The organism is Brevibacillus sp. HB1.1 (assembly GCF_013332445.1).
Taxonomy (GTDB): Bacteria; Bacillota; Bacilli; order Brevibacillales; family Brevibacillaceae; genus Brevibacillus; species Brevibacillus porteri.
The window spans coordinates 845,895-861,692 of the sequence record NZ_JABMIV010000001.1 but is presented as its reverse complement, the minus strand read 5'-3'; the positions used below and the strand labels follow the sequence as shown (position 1 = coordinate 861,692).

16 protein-coding genes are annotated in these 15,798 nt (G+C 46.8%); 11 read left to right on the top strand and 5 right to left on the bottom strand.

The window, feature by feature from the left end; all coding sequences use genetic code 11:
• Positions 1-54: 54 nt before the first annotated feature.
• Positions 55-1,533, bottom strand: a complete 1,479-nt coding sequence (locus tag HPY27_RS04255) for a sigma-54 interaction domain-containing protein (RefSeq protein ID WP_254612806.1) — start codon at positions 1,531-1,533, stop codon at positions 55-57.
• 327 nt (positions 1,534-1,860) lie between these two features.
• Here HPY27_RS04255 and fmdA point away from each other — a divergent pair, with 327 nt between their 5' ends.
• Together fmdA and HPY27_RS04245 are read left to right on the top strand one after the other, a co-directional pair.
• The gene (gene fmdA / locus HPY27_RS04250; protein ID WP_017250253.1) at positions 1,861-3,042 is read left to right on the top strand and encodes a formamidase; all 1,182 of its coding nucleotides are present in this window, start codon (positions 1,861-1,863) and stop codon (positions 3,040-3,042) included.
• Positions 3,043-3,077: 35 nt separating this feature from the next.
• A complete protein-coding gene (locus tag HPY27_RS04245; RefSeq protein ID WP_017250252.1) occupies positions 3,078-3,389 on the top strand; it encodes an FmdB family zinc ribbon protein in 312 nt (103 codons plus the stop codon).
• A gap of 63 nt (positions 3,390-3,452) precedes the next feature.
• Here the strand turns inward: HPY27_RS04245 and HPY27_RS04240 are convergent, their stop codons facing one another.
• Positions 3,453-4,187: an SDR family NAD(P)-dependent oxidoreductase gene (locus HPY27_RS04240; protein WP_017250251.1), complete on the bottom strand. Its 735-nt coding sequence runs from the start codon at positions 4,185-4,187 to the stop codon at positions 3,453-3,455.
• A 254-nt stretch (positions 4,188-4,441) separates the two neighbouring features.
• On the opposite strand from HPY27_RS04240, the gene HPY27_RS04235 reads away from it, so the two are divergent.
• The 7 genes from HPY27_RS04235 to HPY27_RS04205 all read left to right on the top strand — a co-directional run bounded on the left by HPY27_RS04235 (position 4,442) and on the right by HPY27_RS04205 (position 12,263).
• On the top strand, positions 4,442-6,061 hold the full coding sequence (locus HPY27_RS04235; protein ID WP_174224401.1) for an AraC family transcriptional regulator: 1,620 nt from the start codon (positions 4,442-4,444) through the stop codon (positions 6,059-6,061).
• A 32-nt stretch (positions 6,062-6,093) separates the two neighbouring features.
• Positions 6,094-6,687, top strand: a complete 594-nt coding sequence (locus HPY27_RS04230; protein ID WP_173622244.1) for a nitroreductase family protein — start codon at positions 6,094-6,096, stop codon at positions 6,685-6,687.
• The gene (locus tag HPY27_RS04225) at positions 6,662-7,699 is read left to right on the top strand and encodes a FecCD family ABC transporter permease (RefSeq protein WP_174224400.1); all 1,038 of its coding nucleotides are present in this window, start codon (positions 6,662-6,664) and stop codon (positions 7,697-7,699) included. Before HPY27_RS04230 ends, HPY27_RS04225 begins: the two co-directional genes overlap by 26 nt.
• Positions 7,699-8,724: a FecCD family ABC transporter permease gene (locus HPY27_RS04220; RefSeq protein WP_017250247.1), complete on the top strand. Its 1,026-nt coding sequence runs from the start codon at positions 7,699-7,701 to the stop codon at positions 8,722-8,724. Before HPY27_RS04225 ends, HPY27_RS04220 begins: the two co-directional genes overlap by 1 nt.
• 43 nt (positions 8,725-8,767) lie before the next feature.
• The gene (locus HPY27_RS04215) at positions 8,768-9,769 is read left to right on the top strand and encodes an ABC transporter substrate-binding protein (protein WP_174224399.1); all 1,002 of its coding nucleotides are present in this window, start codon (positions 8,768-8,770) and stop codon (positions 9,767-9,769) included.
• A gap of 702 nt (positions 9,770-10,471) precedes the next feature.
• The gene (locus tag HPY27_RS04210) at positions 10,472-10,942 is read left to right on the top strand and encodes a DUF6896 domain-containing protein (RefSeq protein WP_017250245.1); all 471 of its coding nucleotides are present in this window, start codon (positions 10,472-10,474) and stop codon (positions 10,940-10,942) included.
• 724 nt (positions 10,943-11,666) lie between these two features.
• A complete protein-coding gene (locus HPY27_RS04205; protein ID WP_173622241.1) occupies positions 11,667-12,263 on the top strand; it encodes a PepSY domain-containing protein in 597 nt (198 codons plus the stop codon).
• Positions 12,264-12,293: 30 nt separating this feature from the next.
• Here the strand turns inward: HPY27_RS04205 and HPY27_RS04200 are convergent, their stop codons facing one another.
• Entirely contained in the window at positions 12,294-12,899 is a 606-nt protein-coding gene (locus HPY27_RS04200) for a metallophosphoesterase family protein (RefSeq protein ID WP_371813441.1), read from the bottom strand.
• A 165-nt stretch (positions 12,900-13,064) separates the two neighbouring features.
• Here HPY27_RS04200 and HPY27_RS04195 point away from each other — a divergent pair, with 165 nt between their 5' ends.
• Positions 13,065-13,997 carry a manganese-dependent inorganic pyrophosphatase gene (locus tag HPY27_RS04195; protein WP_017250242.1) on the top strand — a complete coding sequence of 311 codons (933 nt, stop codon included), beginning with the start codon at positions 13,065-13,067 and terminating at the stop codon, positions 13,995-13,997.
• Between the two features lie 50 nt (positions 13,998-14,047).
• Here the strand turns inward: HPY27_RS04195 and HPY27_RS04190 are convergent, their stop codons facing one another.
• The gene (locus HPY27_RS04190) at positions 14,048-14,218 is read right to left on the bottom strand and encodes a hypothetical protein (protein WP_017250241.1); all 171 of its coding nucleotides are present in this window, start codon (positions 14,216-14,218) and stop codon (positions 14,048-14,050) included.
• Positions 14,219-14,354: 136 nt separating this feature from the next.
• Between HPY27_RS04190 and HPY27_RS04185 the strand changes: the two genes are divergently transcribed.
• Positions 14,355-15,113 carry a MerR family transcriptional regulator gene (locus HPY27_RS04185; protein ID WP_173622239.1) on the top strand — a complete coding sequence of 253 codons (759 nt, stop codon included), beginning with the start codon at positions 14,355-14,357 and terminating at the stop codon, positions 15,111-15,113.
• Between the two features lie 51 nt (positions 15,114-15,164).
• Here HPY27_RS04185 and HPY27_RS04180 read toward each other — a convergent pair whose 3' ends face one another.
• Positions 15,165-15,743, bottom strand: coding sequence for a pyridoxamine 5'-phosphate oxidase family protein (locus HPY27_RS04180; protein ID WP_173622238.1), 579 nt, complete (start codon positions 15,741-15,743; stop codon positions 15,165-15,167).
• Between the last annotated feature and the right edge of the window lie 55 nt (positions 15,744-15,798).

The following is a 15,798-nucleotide window of genomic DNA, read 5'->3' as shown; positions in this document are numbered from 1 at the left end:
GCATCGGTAAAATGTTTCGGGGGACAAGCTGCTTACGCTCATCCCCCGATTTTCTTATCCGATTCCTAACTCTTCCATTTTCCGATACAGGGTGCTTCGCGCAATTCCTAGCTTTTTGGCAGCGGCGCTGATGGACGGAGCTTGTGTGATGGCTTGCTGGATCGTCTGTCGCTCTAATTCGCGCAATAATGGCAAAGGTTCACCGGATGCTTCTTGCAATCCATACTGCTGCTGCCATTCGCTCGGAAGATGGTGAGAGGTGACCCACGAATCACCGTACGCATGTAAAAAGGCTCTCTCCACGATATTGCGCAGCTCACGAATATTTCCGGGCCATGAATGCTGCTGCAAGATCGCCAGGGCAGATTCACAGATACTTGTCGGACCGCCAGCGTATTGGGTATGGAGCTGCTGGAGGAACTCGTCAGCCAAGGTTGCAATGTCTTCCTTGCGTTCGCGCAGGGAAGGGATGCGTATTTGCAGGACATTGAGCCTGTAGTAAAGGTCTGCACGAAACTGTCCATTCCGTACCTCTTCTTCAATGGAACGATTGGTGGCAGCGATAATCCGAATGTCCAATGGCTTTTCTTCGTGAGAGCCCAATCTCGTCACTTTGCGTTCTTCGAGGACGCGAAGCAATAGCACTTGAAGCTCCATGCTCATTTCCCCGATTTCATCGAGAAAGAGCGTTCCTCCATTTGCTGCTTCAAATTTCCCCGATTGCCCTCCTTTTTTTGCCCCAGTAAAAGCTCCTTCTGTATATCCAAATAGCTCACTTGCGATCAGTTCACGCGGAAGTGCTGCGATATTGACTGCAAGAAAAGGGCCGTCTTTTCGCGAACTGGAGGAGTGGATGGCACGTGCCAGGACCTCTTTGCCACAGCCTGTTTCTCCGAGCAATAACGTATTGGATAGAGATTGTGCAGCGATACGCGCTGTATGTAGTTGGGCTTGATAGAGGGGACTATTTGTATGAATCTCTGAAAACGAGTAACTGCTAGCAGTCTTTGACAAGGCTGACGTGCATGGGCGAATAAGAAAGAGACGATACCACGTCTTTTCCCCCAGATCGAGTTCCTCTAAGGACCAATTGGTTAAGCGTTCTTGTTCCCAATCCACCTCGAGAACAAGGCCTTCAAATAATGAAAATCGTTCTTGTGCCCGCTTGTTAGCAAAAAGTACGACGCGCTCGTTACTGAGTGCGATTAGGCATTCATGGCTGTTTTCGGCCCATGCGAAAAGCAGACTCTTCCAATTGGGAACAGAATGAGAGGCATGCCTGAGAGCTGGAATCATAGGATCAGTCTGAAGAGCGGAAGAACGTCGCGTAGTGGCAAGGGATAGCGGGAAAAGTGGCAAAGAGCCATTTTGTAGCAAATGGATAAGCGCATCCCTAATCAGAGAAAATTCGTAGGATGAAAGATTCGCAGAGGCCTGTAATTGCTGATAGAGAGAATGAAAGAGAGCATGAGAGATCGCGCGATGATGGGAACGCTCGATTACGGTGGAAGAATTGAAAGAAGAGAGCAGCATGCCGGCTTCAAAAATCGTTCTCGCATCCTTTCTTGGTTATAGTTTGTTTGTTCGATCGTGGGACAGGTGTCCGACAAGGAAGCAGGGAAACAAACGACACACAATGACGAAAGCGATACAAGAGATGAGGGACTTTTCCGGTCAAAGACAGATCAACTGCATGACCTGTTTTGCGACAAGCTCTTTGTAATAAGTATACAGGAGAAAATAGCCAAAAGAATCGGTATCATCAAATTTTTATCGGGACTTGCAAGCATTGGCATGTCATTTGCTTCTTTTTGTGTATGTACGGCATACGCAATTTTGAACAAGTGAGGGGGAAGCAGCATGCCAGAAGTTTTATTTCGAGTTGACTTGAACAAACCGATGGAGGAGCAGGATACACCTGGTCACAACAGATGGCACCCAGATATTCCAGCTACAGTTTCCGTGAACCCAGGAGCTGTTTTCCGCATGGAATGTAAGGACTGGACGGATGGGCAGGTCGCTAACAACGATGACCCTTCCGACATTCGGGATGTCAATCTCAATCGCGTCCATGTGCTCAGTGGACCTGTCTGGGTGAATGGAGTAGAACCAGGCGACCTCTTGGTTGTCGATATTCTCGATATCGGGGCACTCCCCCAATCGGAATGGGGCTTTAATGGGATTTTTGCCAAAGAAAACGGCGGGAGCTTCCTCGTCGATCATTACTCGCAAGCGGCCAAGTCGATCTGGGACTTCCACGGCATTTACACGACCTCTCGCCATTTGCCAGGAGTCAAATTTGCTGGCATTCTTCATCCAGGCTTGATCGGTACGGCACCTTCCCACCAGCTATTGGATCGCTGGAACCGAAGAGAGAGCGACCTCGTAGCGACAAATCCTGAACGAATGCCGCCACTCGCGAATTTGCCGACCCCGCACAGTGCTGTGTTGGGTAGTCTCAAAGGCGCAGAGTTTGATCGGATTGCCAGAGAAGCGGCTCGAACAGTTCCCCCTCGCGAGCATGGCGGAAACTGCGATATTAAAAACTTGTCCAAAGGCACTCGTATCTACTTCCCGGTTTATGTAAATGGAGCGAAGCTGTCCATGGGCGATTTACATTTTTCGCAAGGAGACGGAGAAGTGACCTTCTGCGGCGGAATTGAAATGGCTGGTTGGCTGGATCTTCATGTGGACGTAATCAAGGGCGGGATGGCGAAGTATAACATCGTGAACAACCCTGTATTCAAGCCCGGTCCAGTAGAGCCTCGCTATACGGAATACCTCGTTTTCGAAGGGATTTCCGTCCATGAGACGACAGGGCAGCAGCTGTACATGGATGCGCATGTCGCTTATCGCAATGCCTGCCTGAATGCCATCGAGTATTTGAAAACAGCGATGGGTTTCACGGGGGAGCAGGCGTACATGCTGCTGGGAACGGCACCGGTGGAGGGAAGAATTGCGGGGATCGTCGATATTCCGAACGCGTGCTGCACCTTGTCTATCCCGACAAGTATTTTTGATCGAGATATTTTGCCGAAGTAGCCAAGAAAAAGACCACGAAGAAGGAGCCAAATACGATGCCGAGATACGATTACATGTGCGAGGAATGTGGTCCATTTGTTCAGTGGTTGAAGATGAGCGAGTTGACAGAGAGCGTTGCTTGCCCCGATTGCCAGCAACCGTCCAAGCGTTTGTATGCTGCACCAGGATTGATCATGACACCGCAAGCGCTGCGCCAACGGATCGAGCGTGGTGTGGAACCGAAAATTGTACGGAAACAATCGCATTCCCATGAAGGAGCAGGGTGTAGCCACAGCCACGGTAGTCAGGCACATCGGGGACATACCCACAGCCGTGGAGGTAAACGCCCTTGGATGGTAGGGCATTAAACGGAAATGATAAAAAGGGCGTTCATTCAGTCTCCATCTGTCTGAATAAACGCCCCTTTGCTATTACCGCAGATATCCTCCGTTGTTGATGTCAAAAGTCGCTCCGGTGTAATGCTTGGACTTCTCCGATAACAGGAAAACAACGGTATCCGCCACGTCCGCAGGCAATACAGGGCTGTCGATGAGGCCATGAGCGAGATATTCTGCCCGACGCCACTCTGGAATGGTGTCCATCATCGGTGTAGCAACCATGGTGGGTGCAACCGCATTGACCCGGATGTAGGGAGCGAAGTTCATCGCGCAGCTTTTCGTCAAGCCGAGAATCGCCGCCTTCGAGGTTCCATAGACCGCATCCGAGCTGCCCTCTAGTCCGGATACAGAGGACAGGTTGACGATCGTTCCACGTTTTTTGGCAGGAAAAAGCAACTTCCCGAACATCTGTGAGAAATAAATGTATCCTTTTATATTAATCGCAAGCACTTTTTCAATCGTTTCGAAGTCGTAGTCCAGTACGTTTTTCGCTAGGTAAATGCCTGCGTTATTGACGAGACTGGTACAATCCGCATGCTCTGCCTCGATATGCGCAAAAAAAGCCGCGACCTCCTCATATTTGCTAACATCCACACAATACGTATGTAGTCTTTCTTCTCGATCCATCTCTTCTTCCAGTGCGAGCATGGCTTCCTGATTGAGGTCACACGCGATGACAGCGGCCCCTTCTTGTAGGCATTGCATTACTACGGCTTTCCCGATCCCAGAAGCTGCTCCCGTTACAATTACTTTTTGATTGCTCAGCATACCTGTACCTCTTTCTGTCTGTGATTTAGTAGAAACATAGGTAGAAAATATGAGATGCTTTGTTAACATATAAGATTATTTTGAAATATTTGTCTACAAGGAAAGTAAAACGTCGAGTGGTCATCTTGATGATCGTTAGGCGTTTTTTTGCTTTTTCTCACTCAAGTGCAATTGCAGTTTTGTCAGGTCTCTCGTACAATTGGTGAGAATTATTATCAATAGATTGTTACATCATGATGTAAGAGGAGTTAGTTATGGGAAAAACAGACACCTATCGTGATCCGAATGTTATCACTGTAAACGATGTGCAAGTTTTGTCCATTTCAAAAGAATGGAAGCTTGTAGAAGCGAGAGATAGAAGCGAACAATTCATCATTTTGGTAATAGAGGGCAGGGCGTCGTTTCGGTTGGATCAGACAGGAGGGATGCTTAACCAGGGAGATTTCATGGTCATATCTCCAGAGGATATGCAGGAAGGGCTCGCCCTTTTGCCCATTACAGAGAACATCTATGTTTGTTACGTGGCGCTTTTTGCTGCTCATGCCAGAAAAGAAAGGGATGGCTGGCTCATAAACGAAGTGATGCTTCCGATCCAGGGAAAGCACCATATCGAAACAATCTCCTTGATTCACCATCATATCGAACAATTGCATCTGGCATGGCGAAAAGATCACTTCGATCAGCCAGCCATGCAAATTCTTTTTTTGAAGCTATGGCAAGCTATTATGGCTGGAGTCACGCTGCAAGAGAAAAAAACAGATCGTCAGCAACTTCTTCAAGGGATCGCTGAACTTATGGAGCAACATTGTGAGGAGACTTTTCAGATCGAGGAGATGGCTCGCTACTCAGGAATGACGCCAACCCTTTTCTATCAGCAGTTTAAGGAGTACACCTCGCTCACTCCCTTGCAATTCATCAATCGGAAACGAATGGAGAAGGCCTGTCAGCTTCTGGTGGCGGAGGACGTGATGATTCCTGAGGTAGCTAATGAAGTGGGCTATCGGGATGTGTACTATTTCAGTCGGATGTTTAAAAAGATAGTTGGCGTTCCTCCTTATCGCTTTAAGAAATCGTTACAAAAGAAAATCGCCGTACTCCATCCAGCAATCATTGGTGATCTGCTCGCATTGGGGGTCTCGATCCAACAACTAATCCCTGTTTGGGAAAAGCATCGGCAAAAGAGGCCGTACTCCCAGATGGAAGCAGCCACGCTGGAATTTGACTTGTACCGTCTACACCAGATGGAGCCGGATTTGATTGTGGGTACGGATCAGGTTGCACCTTGGTTTGAACAATTGGAAGCCATTGCACCGACCTTGCTCATTCCTTTCAAAACAACGACCTGGCGGGATCATTTGCAGCAGGTAGCTGCCATGCTGGGAATTGCAGAAGTGGCGACGAGTTGGCTCTATTACTATGATCAAAAAGCAGTTGCAGCCCGCGAGCGTATTCGCAAAAAAATTGGGAATGAAACCGTTATGGCAGTGAGGGCTTGGGATGGTGGAGCCCGTATTTTTGGTGCGAGAAGGCGGAAAATTTCCGATATTTTGTACGGAGACCTCCAGGTAAGACCCCCTGTGGGAACCGATCATTTTGCCTTTCTGGATATCGTGAGCCTAGATGAGCTTCATGATTTTCAGGCTGATCATATTCTGCTTTTTGATGAAAGGAAAATTCGAACAGATGTACGCAAGCATCGTTTGAAAGGGAATGTACATCGAGCTGGGGTATATCCTTGGCTGCATTATTCGGCACTCGGCCATGAGCAAGCCATATCAGAGGCGCTCACGCATCTTGCAGAGTCACAGGAATGTACAAAAAAGGAATCAGGTTCTTCAATTTTCTTGCGGCCACAAGTTTGTGATAATGATTGAGAATGAGTATCACTATTGTTGGAGGGAACGAGATGAAGTCACCATTGTATCCGATTGCACAAGCGATCCGTGACCGCAGAACCATAAAGAAATTCAAGCCAGACCCGATTCCACTGGAACTGATTCGTGAGTTGCTGGATGTAGCTATCTGGGCACCTAACCACGGACTGCGCGAGCCTTGGCGATTCGTTCTGTATAGGGAGGAAGGCAAGCGGATTGTCGTCGATGCCATTCTTCAAAACGCCATGAAAAAAAGAGATCCGGAATTACTCTTACGCGTCCCGGCTTATCTATTCGTTATCGTAAATGAAGACTCTCGGCAAAGAGAACGGGAAGAGGACTATGCGGCAGCCTGCACCTTGATTCAAAACTTTCAACTGGCGGCGTGGGAGCGGGGACTGGGCGTCGTTTGGAAAACGGAACCGTTCACGTATCAAGCAGGATTTTTGCAAGCGGTAGGGGTACGTGCGGAGGAAAAACTCGTAGGAATGCTTCAGCTTGGCTTTCCGGAGGTCATCCCGGAAGCACGAGCGAGAACGGCTGCAAGCGACAAGCTGACCGTGATCCATTCGAACGTTGCTCTGGAGGATAAGAAGGGAAATGTCACTGTCACAGCCGATCGCTAAAAATGCTTCGCTTCGAACTAGGCCGTGGATGGCGACCGTGTTGATTGTTGCGGGGATTTGCGCCATCGTATTCGGACTAGGTTCATCCATTATCACGGGAGTGGCAAACATCTCGTTTTCCACCGTTTGGAACTCGATTTTTCACTATGATTCTAGCAACGAGCATCACGTCATTATTCAAACACTGCGAATGCCGCGTGCCTTGGCAGGAGCGCTGGTAGGAGCAGCTTTTGCCGTAGCGGGAGCCATTATGCAAGGGGTCACGAGAAATCCGATTGCCGATACGGGCTTGATGGGCATTAATGCAGGGGCTGGATTCGTGCTCGTACTCGTTTTTGCTTTTGCGCCAGGACTCCCTTTTGAGTCTATTATTCTCTTTTCTTTTATCGGAGCGGGTTTGGGGGTAGGGCTTGTTTATGGACTGGCCTATTTTTCCAAAAACGGTTTGACCCCCTTGCGGCTCGCGTTGGCAGGGGCAGTCGTCAGCTCAATCATATCAGGGATTAGTCAGGCGATTTCCCTCCTCTTTCAGATCAACTACGATCTGGCATTCTGGTCAGCAGGGGGGATCTCTACAGCGGAGTGGTTTCAAGTATCCGTCATGATGCCATGGATTGTGGGAGGAATCATTGTGGCCATGATCTTCTCTCGCTCCATTACCATTTTGAGTCTGGGAGAAGAGATCGCAGCAGGACTCGGACAAAAGACTAGGCTGGTGAAGGGGTTGTCGGCGGTTGTCGTCATGGTGCTGGCAGGTGCTTCGGTCTCAACGGTTGGCGGTGTTGGATTTGTCGGTCTCGTCGTCCCACATATCGTTCGTTTTCTGGTCGGGGTTGATTACCGCTGGATTATTCCTTGTTCGGCAGTCATGGGAGGCGTTTTGGTTGTTTTTGCAGATATCGGAGCCAAAATGATAGCGATGCCCTACGAAACACCGCTTGGCGCCATTATCGCTGTCATCGGAGTCCCTTTTTTCCTGTACCTGGCACGTAAGGAAAGGAGGGAGTGGTAGTGGACATTGATCTATTTTCCCAAAAAAGAAAAAGCCGTAGTGTCCGACTGATCCTTCTTTTCGCGGTACTTTTGATTGTCGGGTTTGTCTTGAGTTTGAACACGGGACCGTACAGTATTGGGCCGATTGAGGTGTTGCAGACGTTGCTGGGGGAGGGGTCGAAAAAGCAGAATCTCGTGTTGTTTGAGCTGAGGCTTCCTCGCATGGTGATTGCGGTCATGATTGGGGCTGGGCTGGCTGTATCGGGAGCGATTTTGCAAGGAATCTCTCGCAATGGTCTGTCTGACCCCGGCATTCTTGGAATCAGTTCAGGTGCTGGACTGGCCGTCTTGTTGTTCGTCTCTCTTTATCCTGCGACGAACATGGCTCCGCCTTTTTTGATGCCGTTTCTCGCACTCATCGGTGCCACTGTCACAGCAGCCATCATCTATATGCTTGCATACAAGAAGGGGTGCGGCATATCTCCTACCCGTCTCTTGCTTACAGGGATTGCAGTAGGGGCGGGACTTAGTGCCATCAGCATAATTTTGACACTTCAGTTGAATCCGCGAAACCTCGAGTTTGTCGTCACTTGGCAAATGGGATCATTGTGGGGTTCCAATTGGAAGTTCGTGCTGGCACTTATGCCGTGGATGGTGATCCTGCTGCCGTACGTGTATCGGAAGGCAAAGGTGCTGAACCTGCTCAGTATGAACGAACAAATTGCAGCAAGTCTGGGCGTATCTCTTCAACGCGAGCGACTGGCCTTGATGGCGGGAGCGGTTGGTCTGGCTGCGTCGAGTGTAGCGACAGGCGGAGGCATAGGGTTTATCGGCTTGCTTGGTCCGCATATCGCGCGCAGATTGGTCGGACCCCAGCATCAATACATGCTGCCCATTACGGCGCTCGTCGGTTCATTGCTCGTATTGGCCGGGGATACGATAGGGCGAAGCATCATGCCAGCTACAGAAGTACCAGCGGGTATTGTCATTTCCCTCATTGGGGGGCCTTATTTTCTGTATTTGTTGATCCGGACAAAAGGGTAAAACACGTTTGAAATCAGGAGATGAAAAAAGGAGTTCAATCGATATGAAAAAGAAATTATCAGGCATTCTGTCCGTAATCATAGCAACAGCCGTCATGGCGGGGTGTGGAGCAGGACAGGTGACTACAGACACAAACGCTAATAATAAAGTACAAACGGCTAAGGCGGGAGCAGCACAGCCCGATACAAAAGGGACAGGGGAGCCTGTATATCCGAGAACCATCAAGCATGCGATGGGGGAAGTCACACTGGAGAAAAAGCCGGAGCGTGTCGCTTCTGTCGATATCATGGGAACAGATTACTTCCTCGTGCTAGATTTTGCTCCGATTGTATCGGAAGGCTTTGAGTCGACGAAAAGTAAATCACCCATTTTTGCGAAGTATGCAGAAGGGAAAACGGTGAAGGATTTGGGTGGAAAAACGAATTTGGAGACCTTGTTGGAGATGGACCCAGAGGTTATTGTCATGACAAGCACCGGAAAAGGCTCCAGATATGAGGAATTCAACAAAATGGCTGATTCCATCGTCATTGATTTCTCAGTGGATGCACCCACCCGGCTCATGAAAATAGCTGAAGTGATTGGCAAAGAAGAAAAGGCGAAGCAAGTTTTGGCCGATTTTGATCAGCTGAAAAACGAAGCAAAAGCAGCAGCAGACAAGCATAAAGGAGAAACGGCGCTATTCCTCGTTTCCAATGGTAAGGATTTTACAGTGATGCATCCCAAAAACTTTCCGATTTACTATGAGGAAGTGGGACTAACACCGATAGCAGGATTGCCCGAGGATGGCAAGATTGGGGGGCGTATTGGAATTGAGGCGTTGAGTGAGCTCGCTCCTGATCATATCTTTATTGCTGAGAACCGTCGTTCGGCGAAAGCAGAGGAGCCGGAAGGGTTGATTCATATCTGGAAGGAGCATCCTGTCTGGAAAAACCTCAAAGCAGTGAAAAACAACCATGTTTACACGATGGATACACTCGCGGGCGATACGTTCTTCCTGGGAGAAATCGCTGGATTGGAAGCCATTAAGAACAATCTCGGAAAATAGAAATTTACTACTGCTCATTTTGAGAATCATTCCATACAAGCGCCTTTTGCTCCAGTGCTTTTGCAAGTGAATCTTTCCCTTTTACTCCTTTTTCAATGAATGGTTTATCGTAAACATATATTCCGTAAAAATAAAGTGTTAGACTGGCGCCAGTTATTCAACGGCAGGATAGCGTAGTAATAGTCTTGAATCATTGTTGTATAAAATATTCGTGGGCGTTTGGAATGGGGTTGGCGGTAAAAATGAAGCAGGAGAACATGCTGATGAGGGTGCAAAATTTTATCAAAACTCTTTTTCTTTAAAGTACACATAAGGCTTACCACCTTCGATAGTAGTAACACCCGCGAACGATCGGCAGCCTTTGCTCACGAGCAGGATAGCTCAATAAGTTTCCTGAATGCATGTTCTTGAAGTAATACTCAGAGATAGTCGGACAACCACTACGCCAGTTTGAAAAGTGAAAAAAGGCCCGAAACCCCACATAACACTAAGTTCACAATGCAGGCTTGCAGACCTTGGGACTGGCAGAGTTTTTGGCAAAGGTGCGGATCAAGTTGGATATATCTTTTGTACGTCGGACGTCCTGAATAACAGAACGTTCTACGAAATTGCAAGGAAGCATATTTGCAGGGTGAGTTGTTAAGAAACGCTTTAAAGAAAACGTTAACTGAAAAATATAAATAGCATAGAAGGCGGTAATTTATGAACTCGCTAACTAAAGAAACGGTGGATGAATTATTGGCAGCAATGGACGCTTATAAAGTAATTGCGCAAGAACTCATTGACAAATTAATATTGGAAACGAACCAGCCTGAAAAATCAGAGATAATAAAAGGAAGTTACTACTTACTTTCAAATGCGGAATTACTAAACGATGAAGAACATTTAACCGGTAATTGGTACTTTGATGTTCATGGAGAGCATTGCATGTTTGAAAACTTAGATACTGGACAAAAACTGGAGGTTTCCCTCGGGAATACAGACGATATTGGAAATGTGGATCCCTCCTTTTTTTATGACTTCTTGAAAACAACTGAGAATTTTAAACACTTAATTCAATATTTTGAAAATCCATTTGGTGATATGTTGAATTTTTTTGAAGGATTAGAAAAGCGAAAAATACTTATACATATTCACGGTGTTGAATACAGAAAGATTCTTCGGAATGAATAATAATTTTGGTTCGTGAATAAGAGGCCTGAAATGATGTATCAGTCATCAATAAACGATTTATGGATACGATAGATAGCTCAATAAACCAGGCCAGTCTAATACTTTATTTTCTCTGAACAATATAAGAAGCACTCTACAAGATTAGTAGAGTGCTTTTTTTCATTTCCGATTGACTGATTCCGTATAGGCATAAGAGTTAGCTTGGGTTGCTTGTGTAGTCAATTGGATACGTGCTGGGTTTTTCACTTCCAAGGTCATAACGGACATGACGACCGTTTGCATGGTGACGATAAAATAGATTCAAAAAAAGATGTTTTTCAAAAGTGGTGATTCCACGGAAAAATCGTTTCTCCTTCTCATGTAAGAAAAATTGAAAGTAGTTAGAAACGATATGTATTACACTGCCATTCACGCTCTCTTTCGTATGTCATCGAGTCGGCTGTTGACCTCTCGATTGCTTTTATTATACGGATAAAAGCGGAAAGCACGCAAAAGCGCGGGTGTTCCATCTGCGTCGATTTACAGCCGAAATGGATCGTTTTTGCTAGTAGAAAACACTCGCTCTTTTTGTTAATCGCTGTGGCTCACCGGCAATCATGAATTCTGTGAGAGGTCTCATCTATTTTCTCATCAATTTCTAATCTCTCTCTTTTTTTTCCTTCATCTGTCCTTTTTATGATAAAGGAGATCAAACAAAACCAGTCGCAAAAAGGAGCGAGATCATATGAAAAAAGTAGTCATGACCATGGTAGGAGCACTGATTGTAGGGAGCCTCAGCGTAACAGCTTTTGCACATAGCAATCAATATTACAGCGTACCGCAAAAGAACACTTCTACCGTCTACCTGCAAATCGACGATGATGTGAAACACAACTGGGCGAAGCTCGTGCGCATCACGCCTGAAAAAGCACTGAAAAAAGTTCGGGAGGCACAGTCTGGCGTTATTACTGAATGGAAATTGGATGACGAGGACGGTTTTCTCGTATACAAAGCAGAGATCAAAAACAATCACCAAGAATTTGACGTATACGTCGATGCGATGACTGGTGAGGTGTGGCAAACAGTTGACCACGATTACGACGATGATCATGATGACGACAACGACGATCAGTGGAACAAACAACAAGTGAAAATCAGTGTAGAGCAAGCGAAAAAAATCGCTTTGGCTAAAGTGAGCGGCACCATCAAATCCATCAAGCTGGATGAAGACGATAACCACTATGTGTATGAAGTGGAAGTGAAAACGGCTAAAGGACAGGAAGTAGATTTGGAGATTTCCGCTACAACAGGTGCTGTACTGGATGTAGACTGGGACGATTAATCGATTCCGCTATCTTTCTCAACCGACCCATTAATCTGTAAAGGGTCGGTTTTTTTGTGCCAGGGCTTCTAAAAATTCCATTGCTTCTTGAGCCGTAGGTATCTTTCGGACATTCTCTTCGGAAAATTGCTGGGCTTGCGGATAGTTTGTGGAAGCGATTTGTTTTGCGGCTGCCTCTACGTCATAGGGTGTAAAGCGATGTTCGTAGCTATCACCATCAAGCAGTAACCAGTATGCACCTGGTTTGTCGGCAAACGGCATGCCCACACTTCCAGCATTGAGAATACGTAAATCGCCAAGGCGACGTTCAAATTGGACATGTGTATGACCACAGATGACTGTTCGCTGCTGTGTCCCCTCAAAGTAAGTGGCAACGACTGAATCTGATGTACGGGGAGTGAAAATATCTTCATCATTGGTGGGAATGGCGTGGCAGAAAAGGACGTCCTCGTAATCCTCTCGTATTAACGTGTAGGTAAGTGGGAGTTGCACCAGAAAGTCACGATGAGAGCGGCTCAATTGCTCCGCAACCCATGACGTGATTTCCCGCACAGAATCGGACATTTCCAAGGTCAGAGCCTCACCGTCAAAAGTGAGTACGACTTCACGATCACCATTACCTCGGATGAATTGCACAGGTGTATCCAATCACTCTCATTTCACTTCGCCTCCCATTTATTTCCCAATGATCTTCAAAACCTTATTTCCAACGATCCAATTTGAACCTATAATGTATCTTGGGCATATCCTCTAAGCTATGGTATAATTTTGACGCCAAATTACGATTAAGGAGTATGGATGATGGAAAAAAAATTAATCTTCGGTCATAAAAATCCAGACACAGATTCCATTTGTTCAGCACTTGTGTATGCTGACTTGAAAACAAAATTGGGCGCGAATGTAGAGCCTGTTCGCCTGGGTGTAATCAGCAGCGAAACAGCATTTGTGTTGAATTACTTCCAAGTAAAAGAGCCACGCCTCGTAGAAACAGTGGCGAATGAAGTAAATGAAGTCATCCTTGTAGACCACAACGAGCGCCAACAAAGCGCGAATGATATTGAGCAAGTGCAAGTGGTAGAAGTGATCGACCATCACCGTATTGCGAACTTTGAGACGAGCAATCCTCTCTACTTCCGTGCAGAGCCTGTTGGATGCACCACAACCATTTTGAAGAAAATGTACAAAGAAAACGGCGTGGACATTCCAAAAGAGATGGCAGGCTTGATGCTTTCTGCTATCATTTCGGATACGTTGCTGTTGAAATCTCCAACTTGCACGGAGCAAGATGTAGCTGCTGCACACGAGCTGGCTGAAATCGCGGGTGTTGATTTGCAAGCATACGGTCTGGACATGCTCAAAGCGGGAGCAGACCTGAGCGACAAAACAATCGCACAACTGCTCACGTTGGATGCAAAAGAGTTCCAAATGGGTAATGCGAAGGTAGAAATCGCGCAAGTAAATGCGGTGGACGTAAATGATGTACTTGCACGCCAAGGAGAACTGGAAGCGGCTATGAATGCAAACATCGCTGAAAAAGGTTTGGATTTGTTCGTGTTTGTTGTAACGGATATCTTGAATAACGACTCTGTTGCGATCGCTCTCGGCAGCGCAACTCAAGCAGTAGAAAAAGCGTACCAAGTAACATTGGTGGACAACAAAGCTGTTCTGAAGGGCGTTGTCTCCCGTAAGAAGCAAATCGTACCGGTATTGACTGATACATTCCAAGCTCTGTAAGAAACAAAGATGGCTGCCCATGCACAAGTTGCGGGCAGCCATTTTTTATTTTACATGCCTTGGTCAGGGTTGTTGTGCATCTGGAACAAGGTTTGCTGGTTATAAGCATCGTCACTGTAATGGGTGATGGCATGTTTATCTCTCGCTTTGAGACTAAGCAGACCTGTTAATCCCCATCCGGCACCGAGTACCGCTACAATGAAGCCGAAGACATAGAGCATTGAAATCCCCCCTTGTATGGCTTTCTCTATATTTTAGCAAATTATGAAAATAGAGTAACGCTAATTTTTTGATGAAAATGTGTTTGACATTGACGGTCCGTAAATGTGTACGATCAATTTGTCAGGAGGAATGAACATGGAATATACGGTGCAAAAGCTAGGACTCCTGGCGGGTGTCAGCACCCGGACGCTCCGATACTACGATGAAATTGACCTTCTCAAGCCGGCGAGAGTCAATTCGTCAGGGTATCGCATTTACGGACAGCAAGAGGTTGATCGATTGCAGCAAATCCTTTTTTACCGCGAGCTGGGGGTGAGCTTGGAGGAGATCAAGGAGATCCTGGATTCACCAACCTTTGATGCTGAACGGGCACTGCGGGAGCACCGCGAGAAGCTCCTGGAAAGGCGAACGCAATTGGATGCGTTAATCGCCAATGTCGATTTGACATTAGCACAAAGAGAGGGGACCAAAACGATGAGTGACAAACAAAAATTTGAAGGCTTCAAGCAAAAGTTGATTGACGACAACGAGGCCCAGTACGGAGAAGAAATTCGCTCAAAATATGGAAGTGACCAGGTTGACAAATCCAATCTGAAAATCAAAGGAATGACCGAGCAGGAGTACGCTACACTTGAAAAGTTGAATGAAGAACTGCATGAGACGTTGGCGCAGGCTTTTTCGACAGGTGATCCTGCTCATGAATTGGCGCAAAAAGCAGCGGATCTTCACCGTCAATGGCTGAGCTTTTATTGGGACAGCTACAGCAAAGATGCGCACGCAGGTGTTGCCCAGATGTACGTCGAAGACCCGCGCTTCACGGCCTATTACGACAAGGAACAGCCTGGTGTTGCCGAGTTTCTCAAAGATGCAGTGGTCATTTATACGAGTAAGTAAAGAGATTTAAAAAAAGAAGCTGCGAGAGGGCAGCTTCTTTTCGTTTTACTTTTAGTTATCCCCACCTACTGCGGGAAAAAGCTTTTGCCCCAATGGGGTTGGCAATCCATCCATGCTTACTACGTTGTTTTCCTTTTGATAATCAAGCAGTTCTTGCTCGTCTTTCGCCAAGGTCCATTTCTGAAGGGTGTCGCGTTCTTTTGAATAGGAATAGAAAGGGATAGCCCAGCCGCAAGAGGTCTTTACTTCCTGTATGTTGACGGTAATGATTTGACGAGCGCCGGGCAGAAGCGGAAAGTCTTTTACGAGCTCATTCCACCGAGGCGTATCTGGGAGAATAACCGTTCCTTTGCCGAATAGGCGCATGATGAGAGGGGGGCCTTCAAACGCACAGAACATGAGAGTAATCCTGCCATTTTCCTGCAGATGAGCGCTGGTTTCGTTTCCACTTCCAGTCAGGTCTAAATAGGCGACCTCGTTAGGCGATACTATGCGAAAAGAATCGTACCCTTTCGGTGAAAGATTCACGTGACCATTTGTGTCCATTGGAGCAGAGGCAACAAAGAACATCCGTTGCTTCTTGATAAATTTCTCATGCTCAGGTCGTAATTCAGAAAAAAGTTGACCCATTTTTGCACCCCTCCAGATAATGGAATCGATTTTGCTGCCCTCATATTATCATGAA